10 protein-coding genes and 1 pseudogene are annotated in these 13,606 nt (G+C 72.5%); 1 reads left to right on the top strand and 10 read right to left on the bottom strand.

From position 1 onward, the window contains the following. The 6 genes from VFN12_RS08570 to VFN12_RS08545 form a co-directional block, all read right to left on the bottom strand. Positions 1 to 632, bottom strand: a 632-nt coding sequence (locus VFN12_RS08570) for an NAD-dependent deacylase (protein ID WP_325118224.1), incomplete at its 3' end; no start/stop codon positions are given. Between the two features lie 6 nt (positions 633 to 638). Continuing rightward, the gene (locus VFN12_RS08565; RefSeq protein ID WP_325118223.1) at positions 639 to 983 is read right to left on the bottom strand and encodes a DUF3024 domain-containing protein; all 345 of its coding nucleotides are present in this window, start codon (positions 981 to 983) and stop codon (positions 639 to 641) included. Positions 984 to 1,047: 64 nt separating this feature from the next. After that, on the bottom strand, positions 1,048 to 1,983 hold the full coding sequence (locus VFN12_RS08560) for a DUF6454 family protein (protein WP_325118222.1): 936 nt from the start codon (positions 1,981 to 1,983) through the stop codon (positions 1,048 to 1,050). A 58-nt stretch (positions 1,984 to 2,041) separates the two neighbouring features. Further along, the gene (locus VFN12_RS08555; RefSeq protein WP_325118221.1) at positions 2,042 to 3,619 is read right to left on the bottom strand and encodes an alkaline phosphatase D family protein; all 1,578 of its coding nucleotides are present in this window, start codon (positions 3,617 to 3,619) and stop codon (positions 2,042 to 2,044) included. Further along, entirely contained in the window at positions 3,616 to 4,488 is an 873-nt protein-coding gene (locus VFN12_RS08550) for a phosphatidylinositol-specific phospholipase C/glycerophosphodiester phosphodiesterase family protein (protein WP_325118220.1), read from the bottom strand. Before VFN12_RS08550 ends, VFN12_RS08555 begins: the two co-directional genes overlap by 4 nt. Before the next feature lie 77 nt (positions 4,489 to 4,565). Continuing rightward, complete coding sequence (locus VFN12_RS08545) at positions 4,566 to 5,501, bottom strand: 1,4-dihydroxy-2-naphthoyl-CoA synthase (RefSeq protein ID WP_325118219.1); 936 nt, start codon at positions 5,499 to 5,501, stop codon at positions 4,566 to 4,568. Positions 5,502 to 5,657: 156 nt separating this feature from the next. Here VFN12_RS08545 and VFN12_RS08540 point away from each other — a divergent pair, with 156 nt between their 5' ends. Then, positions 5,658 to 6,092, top strand: coding sequence for a nitroreductase family deazaflavin-dependent oxidoreductase (locus VFN12_RS08540; RefSeq protein WP_325118218.1), 435 nt, complete (start codon positions 5,658 to 5,660; stop codon positions 6,090 to 6,092). A gap of 4 nt (positions 6,093 to 6,096) precedes the next feature. On the opposite strand, the gene VFN12_RS08535 is transcribed toward VFN12_RS08540, so the two are convergent. From VFN12_RS08535 to VFN12_RS08520, 4 genes and pseudogenes are all read right to left on the bottom strand, one after another. After that, positions 6,097 to 6,711, bottom strand: coding sequence for an ACT domain-containing protein (locus tag VFN12_RS08535; protein ID WP_325118217.1), 615 nt, complete (start codon positions 6,709 to 6,711; stop codon positions 6,097 to 6,099). Between the two features lie 18 nt (positions 6,712 to 6,729). Further along, the gene (gene recD / locus VFN12_RS08530; protein WP_325118216.1) at positions 6,730 to 8,493 is read right to left on the bottom strand and encodes an exodeoxyribonuclease V subunit alpha; all 1,764 of its coding nucleotides are present in this window, start codon (positions 8,491 to 8,493) and stop codon (positions 6,730 to 6,732) included. Further along, positions 8,490 to 11,807 carry a UvrD-helicase domain-containing protein gene (locus VFN12_RS08525; RefSeq protein WP_325118215.1) on the bottom strand — a complete coding sequence of 1,106 codons (3,318 nt, stop codon included), beginning with the start codon at positions 11,805 to 11,807 and terminating at the stop codon, positions 8,490 to 8,492. The genes recD and VFN12_RS08525 overlap by 4 nt, the downstream gene beginning before the upstream one ends. Continuing rightward, positions 11,804 to 13,606, bottom strand: a pseudogene (locus VFN12_RS08520) (exodeoxyribonuclease V subunit gamma); the annotation flags it as partial. The gene VFN12_RS08525 and the pseudogene VFN12_RS08520, both read right to left, overlap by 4 nt.

Below are 13,606 nucleotides of genomic sequence, written 5' to 3'. Positions count from 1 at the left end.
CGTGACTCGTCGAAGTCGCCGCTGACGTCGCTGGCCACGAGGTTGAGCTCGAGCGTGCGTGCTCCGCCGCCGGCAGCGAGCTGGACGAACGCAGCCGCCGGGTAGACGACGCCCGAGGTCCCGATGGCCACGAACAGGTCGGCCGCGTGGAGAGCCTCGAAGATCCGGTCCATCTCGTACGGGACCTCTCCGAACCACACGACGTCGGGCCGCAGCTCACGCACCCCGCACCTCGGGCAGGGCGGGCGGTCGCCGAGGTCGCCGGTCCACGGCGTGCGGGCGTGGCAGGCCCGGCACAGGGCCGACCGCAGCTCGCCGTGCATGTGGACGACCCGCGCTGAGCCGGCGCGCTCGTGCAGGTCGTCGATGTTCTGTGTGACCACCAGGAGGTCGTCGCCGAGGTGCTCCTCGAGCCGGGCCAGGGCGAGGTGGGCGGGGTTCGGGTCGACCTCGGCGATGGCCGCCCGGCGGGAGTCGTAGAACCGGTGGACGACCGAGGGCTGGAGGTCGAAGGCGTCCGGGGACGCGACGTCCTCCACCCGATGGCCCTCCCACAGCCCGTCGGCGTCGCGGAACGTGGGCACACCGCTCTCGGCGGAGATGCCCGCCCCGGTGAGGACGACGATGTTCACGCCGACTCAACCCTTGAAGATGCCGGTGGGATCGGCCTCGATCTCGTCGAGGATCCGCGCGATCGGCTGGTGCGGGTCGATCAGGTCGTACCGGTGAGCCCGGGAGTTGCGGTCGAACCAGTAGAGAGTCCAGGCGCGAGTCGTCTCGTCGTACTTCATCCGCGCCTCGGGGAGCTCGGACCACTCCGGCCCGGCCGACCCCGACCACGGCGGGCGACACTCCACGATCGTGACGGTCTTGCCGCGCACGCGGCACTCGACGCGTATCTCGTGCGCGTGCCCGTCCGGGACCTGGGCCGCGCAGTAGCGCCGGATCCGGGCCAGGTCGGTGTCCGGCACCGCGCCGGGCATCAGCGGATCGGGATCGGGTCGGTCATGTGGCCGAGCCTAGTGAGCAGGGGATCCTGGTCGGTGGTCAGGACACCTGGGACTCGTAGAAGAGAAGCTCGGTGCCCGCCACCTCCTCGCCGTCGTCAGGGGCGGCGATGAGACGCAGGGTGTGGCCCTCGCGCTCCAGGGTGACCGGGTTGCGCGTGGCGACGTGGCCGGCGGTGGAGAAGTAGGGGAAGGGGACCTCGTGGAGCGTGCTGTTGTCGCGCAGGTCGATCAGGGCGAGACCCCCGAGCTCGTAGCTGCCGCCGCCTGCGGTCGGGAGGCCGGCGATGCCGGAGCACAGCTGCAGCCGGTCGCCGCTGTTGTCGCAGTCCTGGTAGTCGACGTAGTGGCTCTCGTTGGCGCCGGATCGCAGCAGCCTTCCGGTCGGGCTCCAGCTGAAGAAGGTGCGCGAACCCCAGCTGACGCCATGGACCGTTCCCGACGACGGGTCGCGCACCACGCCGCCGACGTGGTCGGCGTAGCGGAACCGCTCGGTGACCTCCAGGGTCCGGGGATTGATGGTGTAGACGATGGAGCGGCTGTGGGGGCGGTACTCCGCGACCGGTACCCAGACCGACGTGCCGTCGTAGTCGATGCCCCCGGGGTGGTAGACCGTGCCCTCGCCCACCACGATGTCGCGCAGGAGCCGGCCGTCGCGCGTCATCACGAACACGTGCCCGACGCCCCTGCCGGCGGACCGGTCGTAACCGTCCCGGGGTTCGGGGTACTTCACCGTGGGTTCGATGATCTCCACGCTGGACAGGAACAAGCGATCACCCACCCGGGCGAGGCCCTGGGGGTGGTAGGTCGGGAAGTCGAGGCGCACCTTGCGGGTCAGCTGCCACGGCGTGCTGCGCGTGGTGTGGCTGAAGGCCTCGGCCGCCGGGCTCATCCGAGCGGCGGCGGGAGTGGGCCCGGCTTCGGCGAGGCTGGGGATCGTGGCCGCGACTGCCGCGGCCACGACGACGAGGCACAAGGCCGTGAGTGAGGTTCGACGATGCATCAAGAGCTCCGATCAGGTTGTCGGTGCACGCTCAGCGCGCGTGCGGATCGAGGGTGGTGCTCCAGCGGATGGAGCCGTCGATGCCACGCAGCCGCACCGTCAGCTGCCCGGTGTCGCCGTCGATGGCGACCTCCCCGACGTACTGGTGCCCTTCGGCGGGGGAGGTGTTGGGGCGTGGGGGCGTCTCGCTGAACACGGCGGTGGGGCCGAAGGTGGCATCGAGCGCCGCCGGGCCGAAGCCGCCTGCGTTGAGCGGGCCGGACACGAACTCCCAGAACGGGTCGAAGTCGGTGAACGCCGCGCGCTCGGGCGAGTAGTGGTGCGCGGCGGTGTAGTGGACGTCCGCGGTCAGCCACACGTGGTTGCGGATGCCCTGCCGCTTCAGGAACGAGAGCACCTGGGCGAGGTCCAGCTCGCGGCCCAGTGGCCGGCCCGGGTCAGCGTTGGCGATCCCCTCGAAGGCCGTGGCTCCGTCGCCGACCACCAGCCCGATCGGCAGGTCCGCCGCGATCACCTTCCACACCGCCCTCGACGCACCCAGCTCGCGCTCGAGCCAAGCGGTCTGCTCCCGTCCCAGGACCCCGCCGTCGGCCACCGGCTCGCGGTTGCTGGTGTTGGGGTCCTTGCAGGAGCGCATGTCGAGAACGAACACGTCGAGCAGGGGGCCGTACCTGAGCACCCGATAGATGCGGCCGGCCGAGTCGCGGCGCGCGGGCGCGATGGGCTGGTACTCGTGGAAGGCACGGGACGCCCGGGCGGCGAGAACGTCGACCTCCTTGACGGTGTAGCGGTCGTCGTCGAGGACCTCTCCCGGATACCAGTTGTTGGTCACCTCATGGTCGTCCCACTGGTTGACCTGCGGCGTCCGGGCGAGGAACCGGCGCCAGTTGTCGGCGAGCAGGTTGTACTTGTACTGCCCGCGGAACTCGGCCAGCGTCTCGGCGACCTTCGTCTTCTCCTCGGTGACGATGTTGCGCCAGGTCTGCCCGTTGGGCAGTAACACCTCGCGCTGCACCGGTCCGTCGGCATACACGGTGTCGCCACTGCACAGGAAGAAGTCGGGGTCCATCGACAGCAACGCGTCTGCCATAGGGAAGCCCCCGAGATCCGGGTTGACCCCCCACCCCTGGCCGGCGATGTCGCCGGACCAGACGAACGAGATGTCCCGACGGCTCAACGGCGCGGTGCGCAGCCGGCCGACGAGCGGTTCGCCGTCCGTGCCGGCGTCGTCGGGATCGACCGGGCGGATCCGGTAGTGCAGCTCGGAGGCCGCCGGGAGGCCGCGCAGCTGCACCTTCCCGGTGAAGTCGGTTGCCGAGCTCACAACCGGCCCCGCCAGCCGGCGCGGGTTGCGGAACGCCGGATCGCGGCTCACCTCGACCAGCAGCCGGGATGCTCGGTCGGCACGTGCCCACACCGTGGCCGTCCGGGCCGTCACGTCACCGGACTGCACACCGTGGGTCAGCCCGGGCCGACCCGAGCGCAGCAAGGCCGGTGACCCCTTGGTCCCGGCGCCGAGCACCGGCGGTACGACGGCGCCCGACGCCAGCGCACCGGCCCCGACCCCCAGCCCACCCCGCAGCAGCGCCCTGCGGTCGAGTCCGGTCATGCCGCGGCCCCCTGGCCCTGGCGGCTCTGGAGGAAGGACTGCAGGCCCGCGAGGTCGTCGGTGTTGAGGTGGTCGACACCCGCATCGAGCAGCTCCGACCAGACCGCGTCGCGTTCGGGCCCGGGCTGGTCCGGAGTGGCCCACCACCGGATCCGGTAGCCGGCGTCGTGCGCCCGGTCCACGATGTCGTGCAGCTTGCGACGCTCCTCGGTCGGCATCTCGCCCTCGCCCTGCCAGGTGAAGTGCCTGGTCCAGTTGTCGCTGACCAGCGGCATCAGCGCCGGGGAGAGCCCCGCGCCCAGGTCGCCGAGCCGGCCGTCGTACCCGGCGAACCGGAGGTCCTGCTGCCGCATCGTCTCGAGGGTGCGGTTCCCGCTGATCACCGCGGTGACCGGGCCACGACGTACGGCCCGGCCGTGCGCGAAGGTGCTCATCAGGTGGGCGTGCGCCCGCAGCTCGCGGTGGACGGCCGCGTAGGTCGTCTCGGCCTCGCTCTTGATGTCGATCAGCAGCTGGAGGCTGCCCCGCCATCCCGAATAGACCGAGCCTCCGTTGGCGGCGACCCGCTTCTGCAGCGGATCGAGGTAGAGCGACTCCAGGGTCCGGCCGGGCCGGACGCCGGCGAGGTCGTGCGCGACCAGCAGCTCACCGTTGACCAGCCACACGTCGGCCTCGACGCTGGTGAAGCCGTGGTCGAGCGCGTCGTGCAGCGGCCGTTCGTGCTCATAGTCGTTGTGGGCATGCGCCTGCGCCAGCGGCTGGACGCCTGGACCACGGGCTGCCGATGCGGACGGTGGACCCAGGGCGCCGACAGAGGTCAGCGCAAGGGCGACAGCGAGCAGGGACCTGACGGCTGGCGTGGCGAACATGCGCCCAGACGAGCAGCGGCGCATGGCCGGCACGTGAACGACGGACGACGTGCTTCGGACAAGTTGGGATGAGCGACTCAGTAGTACCAGGGGTACGGCGACCAGTTGGGCTCCCGCTTCTCGAGGAACTGGTCTCGGCCCTCCTGGGCCTCGTCGGTCATGTAGGCCAGACGGGTGGTCTCGCCGGCGAACAGCTGCTGGCCGACCAGGCCGTCGTCGATCAGGTTGAAGGAGTACTTGAGCATTCGCTGCGCGGTGGGCGACTTGCCGTTGATCCTCCGCCCCCACTCCAGGCCCACGGCCTCGAGCTCGGCGTGCGGGACCACCTTGTTGACCGCGCCCATCTGGTGCATCTGCGCGGCGTCGTACTCCTCGCCGAGGAAGAAGATCTCGCGGGCGAACTTCTGCCCGACCTGGCGGGCCAGGTAGGCAGAGCCGAATCCCCCGTCGAACGAGCCGACGTCGGCGTCGGTCTGCTTGAACCGCGCGTGCTCGGCGCTGGCGAGGGTGAGGTCGCACACCACGTGGAGGGAGTGTCCACCTCCGGCGGCCCAGCCGTTCACCAGACAGATCACGACCTTGGGCATGAACCGGATCAGCCGCTGGCACTCGAGGATGTGCAGCCGCCCGAGCCTGGCCTGCTCGCCAGGAGTGCGCGCGTCGGCGACCTCGCCGCCGGTGCCGTCCTCGTACTGGTAGCCGGTGCGGCCGCGGATCCGCTGGTCGCCGCCGGTGCAGAAGGCCCACTTGTCGTGCTTCCGGCTCGGCCCGTTGCCGGTGAGCAGGACGCAGCCCACGTCGCTGGAGGTGCGTGCGTGCTCGAGGACGCGCAGCAGCTCGTCAACGGTGTGGGGCCGGAAGGCGTTGAGCACCTCGGGCCGGTCGAAGGCGACGCGCACGGTGCCGTGCGCCTTCGCGCGGTGGTAGGTGAGGTCGGTCAGGTCCCCGAAACCGGGCACGGGGTCCCAGGCGTCGGAGTCGAACGTCTGGGACACCCCGTCGATGGCGCTCATGGTGGAAACCGTAGTGCTCGCCGCCTCGATCTCCGGGCCCCCTCCGGATAGTCCCGCACGTTCCTGCTGTGTTTCCGGCCGCCACACGACCTTTTCGTACGGGACTATCTGAAGGAGCCGACGGAATCTGCCCGCTGCGGCCTGTGTTGTGAACACATGGCACTGACGGGAACCTACGAGCCCAGCCCCTCCGAGTGGGTCCGCGACCAGGTGGAGAAGTACGAGCGCTCGGGCGGGACCGAGGGCAACGAGATCATGGGCCTGCCGATCGTCGTGATCACCTCGCGTGGCGCCAGGAGCGGCAACCTGCGCAAGAACCCGGTCATGCGGGTCGAGCACGACGGCGCCTACGCCGCCGTCGCGTCGAAGGGCGGGGCGCCGGAGCACCCGGAGTGGTACCACAACCTGGTGGCCCACCCCGAGGTCGACCTGCAGGACGGCCCGGAGCCGGCGGCGTACGTCGCCCGGATCGTCACCGGTGAGGAGCGTGCCGCGTGGTGGGAGCGCGCGGTCGCGGCCTACCCGCCGTACGCGGAGTACCAGGAGAGGACCGATCGCGAGATCCCGGTGTTCGTGCTCGAGCGCACCTGACCCCTCAGCGGGCCGGCTTCGCGATCGACAGCGCGAGCCCGGTGAGGTGGCCGAGCCGGGCGAGCTCGGAGTCCAGGAAGTCCGGCCCGCCGCGCCGGGCCATCACGACGATCTCGTCGTCGTCGACACGGGTGGCGCAGGCGAGGTTCAGGTCGTCCTCGACCTCGATCCGCGTGGTTGCCCGATCGACGGGCACCCAGGGCACCTCGTCCGGCGCCGCCTCGCTGGCGTGCACCAGGCCGTCCGACCGGTGGACGCGGGCGCCCCAGTCGCACCGGAACACCCCGGGCAGCAGGTCGACCAGCCGGTCGAGCGCGCGTTCGGGGTGGGCGGTGAGGTCCTCGACCGCCTCGAGGTCGAGGAAGAGGTTGCCGCCGGCGGCGTACCGGCTGATCCACAGCACCTGCACGCCCTCGAGAGCGGTGCAGGCCGAGACGATCGCATCCGGCAGCGCGCCGGGCGTGAGCTCCAGCAGCACGTCGTCGATGGCGAGCCCGTCGAGCCCCTTCTCGATGATCTCGATGGCCTCGATGTCGCCGCCGGCCTCACCGATCGCGGAGGCGAGCCGACCCAGTGACCCGGGCACGTCGGGCAGCTCGACCCGCAGCAGGAAGGGCATGGTTCGAGCGTAGGGACGTCACCGGTCCCGGGCCGCGGCCAGCCGCTGGCTGAGACCGGTGGCGCGCTGTGCGTGGGTGTCGACCGCGGCCCGGACCGCCGCCTCGGAACCGACCACGCGCACCTGTTCCTGGGCCCGGGTCACCGCGGTGTAGAAGAGCTCCCGGGTCAGCAGCCGCGAGTCGGCCTCGGGCAGGAGGACGGTGATCCGGCGGGCCTGGCTGCCCTGGCTCTTGTGGATCGTCATCGCGTGCATGGTCTCGACAGCATCGAGGCGCCCGGTCGCGAAGTCGCGGAGCCCACCGGTGCCGGCGATCCTGGCCCGCAGCCGGCCGTCGTCGCGGCGCACGACCACCCCGGTCTCGCCGTTGTAGATCTCCATCGTGTAGTCGTTGGCGGTCACCAGGAGCGGCCGCCCGACGTACCACTCGGAGTGGAGGACCTGGCCCAGCTCCTCGCCCAGCCACAGCTCGACCTGCCGGTTCCAGTGGCGAACGCCGTGAGGTCCTTCCCGGTGGGCGCACAGCAGGCGGTGCTCGTCGAGCGCCTCGACGGCGCCCTGCGCGTCACCGGCCTCGGCAGCCCGGCGGATGTCGAGCGCGGCCGACACGGTGTCGTGGCGAAGTGCGGCCGCGGCGTCGTCGGTCTCGACGAACTCGACCTCGGACGACGATGCGCGCAGGGATGCCAGCACCCCGTCGGCGTCGCCGACCCTCAGCGCCTCCGCCACCGCCTTGATGTCCTCGGTCGAGCGGAAGTTCTCCGTGAGCGACACGACCGGCGACGACGGGTCGCCGTCGAACCCCTCGACCAGGTCGGACAGCACGGCGCCCGCGCCGACCGAGGTGAGCTGGCGCGGGTCGCCGACGAGCAGCAGGCGCGCGTGCGGCCGGACGGCCTCGAGGAGCCGGGCCATCATCGTGAGCTCCACCATCGAGGCCTCGTCGGCGACGACCACGTCGTACTTGAGGCGGTTGCCACGGTGGTGGCGGAACCTGGTCGCGTTGTCGGGGCGCCAGCCGAGCATCCGGTGCAAGGTCATCGGCTCGAGCCGGCCGATCCGGGCGGTGTCCTCCTCCGGGAGGAACGCGAGCTCGCGCTCGACCGACTCCTGGAGACGCGAGGCGGCCTTGCCGGTGGGCGCGGTCAGGGCGATGGAGATGGGCTCGCCGCGGGCTGCGGCCTGGTCGGCCAGGAGGGCCAGGATCCGCGCGACGGTGGTGGTCTTGCCGGTGCCGGGGCCGCCGGTCAGCACGGTCGTCGACTGGCGCACGGCTCGTACGGCGGCGGTGCGCTGCTCGTCGCTGAGGTGCCCCCGGCTGACCCGGGCCAGGGCCGCCTCGAGGGATCGCTCGTCGACGTCGGGGGCGGGTTGCCGCAGCCGGGCCACCAGGTCGTCGCAGACCTGACGCTCCAGGCGGTGGTAGCGGTCGAGGTAGAGCAGGCCGTGCTCGACCCGGAGGGCCCCCGCGTCGACCAGCGGCGACGCCGCCACCGCAGCGGTCCATGCGTCCGGCCGCGGCCAGCGGAGCTCGGGAGCAACGGCCGACACCGTGGACAGGTCGACGCAGACGGAGCCATGGCGGACCGCGCGCACCGCCAGTGCCGTCGCCAGGAGCACGATCTCGTCGGACTCCCCCGCCAGGTCCCCGACCCGGCGGGCGACGTGCAGGTCCGACGACTCGAGGACGCCGGCGCGGTTGAACTCGCCCAACAGGTCACCTGCGCCCAGCTCGAGCCGCCAGTCGTGCTCGCCCGTGGGCTCGAAGAGCTGGGCGGTCATCGCGTCACCCTCCCGTCGAGCAGGTCGGACAGCTCGTCGAGCAGCGCCGCGGGCGGACGCCAGGCAAAGACCCCGCACGGCTGTCCGTCGACCACCGGAGTCTGCGGGCCGCACATTCCCCGGAGGTAGAGGTAGAGGACGCCGCCGAGGTGGTGGTCGGGGTCGTAGTCGGGCTGTCGCCAGCGGAGGAACCGGTGCAGGACGACGGCGTAGAGGAGTGCCTGCAGCGGGTAGTCGGAGTGACCCATCGCCGCCGCGAGCGCCTCGGGGCGGTAGGCCGCGGCGGTGAGGGGCGCGTCACGGCCACCGAGCCAGTTGGTCTTGTAGTCGACGACGAGGTAGCGGGGACCCGGCAGCCGCAGCACGACGTCGACGGAGCCGGTCAGGTAGCCGCGCAGGCTCTGGCCGCCCAGGGCGGGCTGCTCGAGCGACTGCGCGTAGGCCCGGACGGGGTCACCCTCCTGGAGGTGACGGCGCAGCAACGGGGCCAGGTCGGCGAGGCGGGCGCCGGCGGCGTCGCGGATCACGTCCCCGCCGGAGAGGGGCAGCTCGAAGTCCAGCTCCCGCAGACGGTCGCGCAGCGGGATCTGGCGCAGCGTGGTGCCGGCCAGCGGCCCGAGCGGGGTGTCGCAGACCGAGACCAGCGCGTCGGCGAGCCGGTCGCGGTCGAGGTCGACCGGCCAACGGACCAGCTGGTCATCGAGGTGGCCGAGCAGCTCTGCGCGGAGGTCGGCCGCCTCGGGGTCGGCGTGCTCCAGCACCGCGTGCACCAGGGACCCGAAGGTGGCCCCCACCGGAAGGTCCGCCATGGGCGACACGATGTCGGCGCCCAGGCCAGCCTCCGCTCCGGCCCCGACGGCAGGCCGGACCTCCTCGTCGTCCTGGGCTACGAGCTCGGGCTCGCTCGCGACCCCTCCCGCGGGCAGCGCCACCTCGACGGCAGTCAGCGAGGAGTACGACGTCCGGCGCCAGGCGGCGTCGACGGTCCGCGTGAACTCGCGGACGGTGAGGGCGGGCACGTCCGGGCGGGGTGGGTCGGCCCCGGGATCGGCGTGGACCGCGGGCTCCGGGGCGGGGCCGCCGCTGTCTCGCCAACGCTCGAAGAACTCGGCGGCCCGGTCGTCGGTGACCAGGGCGACCTCGCCCGGGACCTGGGGAAGCCCCGGCGAGCGACCCTGCACGATCCGCTGGAGCGGGCTGGCGGGGGTGTTGCGAGTGGGCGCCCACCAGCACACCACCTGCGACTTGGCCCGGGTGATCGCGACGTAGAGGAGGCGCAGCCACTCGCCGTCGTCCTCCTGCCGCCACCGCCGACTGTGGTCCTGCCATGCGCCGGCCGTCTGGCCGCCGACCGCCCGGCAGCGCTGCCCGTGTTCGTCGTGGAACAACGGGGTCGACGGCTTCGGCACGTTGCGGTCGCCCAGCGACGGCAGGTAGACGACGGGGTACTCGAGTCCCTTGCTGGCATGGATCGTCACCAGCTGCACCGCTGCGGCGTCCGAGTCGAGCCGGCGCGTGCGCTCGGTGCCGCGACCTGCTCGACCCTCGGCGATCTGCCCGCGGAGCCAGGTCAGCAGGGCGACCACACGCAACCTCTCGGTGGTGCCGACCTCATGCAGCACCTGTCCGATGTGACGCAGGTCGGTGAGCCGGCGTTCGCCGCCGACCAGCGACAGCACCCTCGACGGCAGTCCGTGGGCGTTGGCGGCCTCCACCACCGCGGCGATGCCCCGCAGTGCGAGGACCTCCACCCACGAGCGCAGCGTGTCGGCGACCTCGTCGGTCAGCAGGTCACCCGACTCGTCGAGCTCGCGGGCGGTGTGCCCGAAGAAGCAGGTGAGCGCGGCCGCCCGGACCCGGGCGCTCCGGTGCGGCTGCTCGAGGGCCTCGAGCAGCGTCAGCCACTCCACCGCAGCGGGGGTGGCGAACACGCTGCCGCCACCCGCGATCACCGCGGGAACCCCGACCTCGTGCAGGGCTTCGCGCGCGGCCGCCAGGTCGGCGTGGCGGTAGGCGATGACGGCGACGTCGCGCGGTTCGAGATCACGCCCGTCGAAACGCGCTCCGGAGGCCAGCAGGGTGCGGATGTCGAGGGCGAGGTCACGCGCGATGTGCGGTCGGGTCCGGCTCACCAGCAGCGGCCGCACCCCGCGCCCGCCCCACTGGTCGCGCCGCAGGACCCGCATCCGGAACGGTGCAGTCGAGGGGGCGCCCTCCAGCCGGCTGCCTGGATGGTGGGCGGCGACGTCGTGCACCACGATCCGGGGGTCGCCGAGCTCTGCTCCGGCGAGCACGGTCTGCAGGGACGCGAGCAGGTCACCGTCGCTCCGCCAGTTGACCGGCAGGGTCCTGGTGGTCGTGGCGGTCGCCGCGGCCTGGAGGTACGTCGTGACGTCTCCTCCGCGGAAGGCGTAGATGGCCTGCTTGGGATCACCGATCAGCACCATCGTGGCGTGACCCGAGAAGGCGCGGTCGAGCACCTGCCACTGCACCGGGTCGGTGTCCTGGAACTCGTCGACCAGCACGATCTGCCAGCGCTTCCTCATCCGCTCCCGGGCGGGGGCGTCGTCGCGCTCGAGGGCGTCGGCGAGCTGGGCCAGCAGGTCGTCGTAGGAGAGGATGCCGAGCCGCCGCTTGCGGCGCTCCATCTCCTCGCGCACCGCAGCGGCGAACCGGACCCGGCGCCCGGCGGGTGTGGTCGGGTCCTCGTCGGCGGGCTCGAGCCTGGCCTGCGGGTCGCCCGCCGCGGCCCGGGCGATCGAGAGGGCCTCGCCGTACCCGAAGTCGGGATCGAGGTCGGCGTAGGCGAAGGCGCGCAGGTAGAGGTCGTCGACCACCTCGTCGAGCAGCTCGTCGAGGTCCTCGACGAGCCGGGCCCGCGCGTCGGTGTCGCCGGCAACCCCGAGCGAGCCGAGGACCATGCTGCAGAACTGGTGGGTGGTGGCGATCGTCGCGGCGTCGAAGCCGGCCAGCGCCTCGGCGACCCGGCGGTGGCGCCGCGCGCGCTCGGCCGCGTCGCAGGCGAGGAGCAGCTCGATCAGGTCCGAGGGCTCGTCGGGAGCCAGGGCAGGGTCGTCGGCGAGGGCCCGCTCGGCCTCCACCAGCTGGGCGCGCACCCGTTCGCGCAGCTCCTGGCTGGCGGCCCGGCCGAAGGTGACGACCAGCATCTGCTCGAGTGGACAGACCCCCTCCGCGACGTAGCGGGTCACCAGGGCGCCGATGGTCCAGGTCTTGCCGGTGCCGGCGCTGGCCTCGAGCAGGGTGGTCCCGGACGGCAACGGCCCGGCGATGTCGAACGGCTCAGGAGTGGTCACAGTCCCGACACCCGTTCCGCCCCGGTCAGCAGCGGCTCCCAGATCTGCCAGGCGTAGGTCGGCAGTCCTGCCGCGAGCAGCCCGGAGAGCGGGGCCTGCTCCCCCCACACCCTGACGTGCCACGGGTCGGCGTCCTCGCCGGTGATGCCGAAGCTGTTGTTGGGGTCGGTCTCCCACTCCCGTGCGGCCTGCTCGTCGGGCGACTTGTCGTTGCCCATGAGCTCCAGGGCCCGGCCCTCGGCCCAGGCGTGGGCCGTCTTCAACGGCGCGGGCAGCGGTCGCCGCAGCCCCAGGTCGCGCAGCCCGACCAGGCTGCGGAGCAGGTCGACGGCGGTGTGGTCGAGTGGCCCGGCGAGGGCCCTCCGCGGCCCTGCCCGCTCCCGGCCGACGGCGTGAGCCGTCCAGGACTCGTCGGGGCGCGACGCGCTCAGCGCGAGCAGGTCGATCCACGACATCAGCCGCTGCCGGGCCCGCAGCCGGGAGTACCCGAGCGAGACGATCCTGCTGCCGTAGATGCCGGAGACGGTCCCCGTCAGGCGGCGGCCACCTCCGAGGTCGACGTCGATGTCGAGGCTGCGGGCCTCCCCCGCGCGCAGGTCGGCGGTGCGGGCGAAGAGCTTCTGGGACTCCGCGACGACGGAGGTGAGCGCGCGGGTGCCGAGTGCACCCGGAGGCAGGGTGCCGCGCAGCTGCTCGGCCGTCATCACCGCAGCGGGGTCCTGGCCTGCCATCACCTCGCGCAGGAGCCGGTCGCCGATCTCCCACTGCTCGAGCGCGTCGAGGTCGACCGGGATGGCATCGCTGACCTCCTCTGCCTCGAGCGGCGCCGACACGTCGAGGCGGCCGCGCAGGAACGCCCGGACCGGATGGGTGAAGAAGCCCTTCAGGTCAGCGAGGGAGACGTCCTCCCCCGGGCGCTCGGCCAGCGGCTCCGGCAGGAAGTCGGGGACCGGGCGCCGGCGCCCGGTGGCCGCAGTGGCTCCGGCGAGTGCGGCCCGGTCGAAGCTGAACGGTCCGTCACCGACGACGTACCCCGGCGCCAGGTTGCGGATGTCGTGCGGCTGGAGCGGGTGTCGCACGAGCACCTGGTCACGCACCGGCGCCTTGGAGGTCCGGTCGAGCGCGTCGAGAATCTCGCCGAGCGGCACGGCGGGGGGCCGGGTCGCGCCGGTGTGCTCGTTGGCACCGGTGTAGGTCACCACGAGGGTCTCGGAGGCCGCCATGACGGCGTCGAGGAGCAGCTGCCGGTCCTCGCTCCGGACGTCGCGCTCCCCGGTCATCGGCCGCCGGGCCAGTACGTCGTCGCCGTCGACGGACTGGATGCGCGGGAAGACCCCGTCGTCCAGACCGACCAGGCAGACCACGCGGTGCGGCACGGAGCGCATCGGGACCATGGTGCAGACCGTGAGGGTCCCGGTCCGGAAGTTGGCCCGGGTGGGACGTCCACCCAGTCGGGACTCCAGGAGGGCGCGGACGTCGGCCAGCCGCAGGTCGACGCCCTCGCCGCCACCGGCGGACTCGACGGCCCGGGCCAGCTCGCGCTCGAACTGGGGCAGCTGCCAGGCGTCGTCGCGCGCGGTCTCGGTGAGCGACCGGACGCCCTCATGGAGACCGGTCATCCACTCGCCGACGGCGCGGGCGGCGGCGAGGGTGTCGAGGCACCTCTCGACGCGGGCCAGGAGCTCGGCCAGGCGTCCGGCGAGCTCGATGTCGTTGCTCCCGACGTCGTCGAGGGGCAGCCCACGCCCGAGGGTGCGGTGGTCGTCGCCGCTCATGACGACGCCGAGGAGGATGCGGTC

The organism is Nocardioides sp., from assembly GCF_035703625.1.
Lineage (GTDB): Bacteria > Actinomycetota > Actinomycetes > Propionibacteriales > Nocardioidaceae > Nocardioides.
This window is presented reverse-complemented; position numbering and strand designations above follow the sequence as displayed.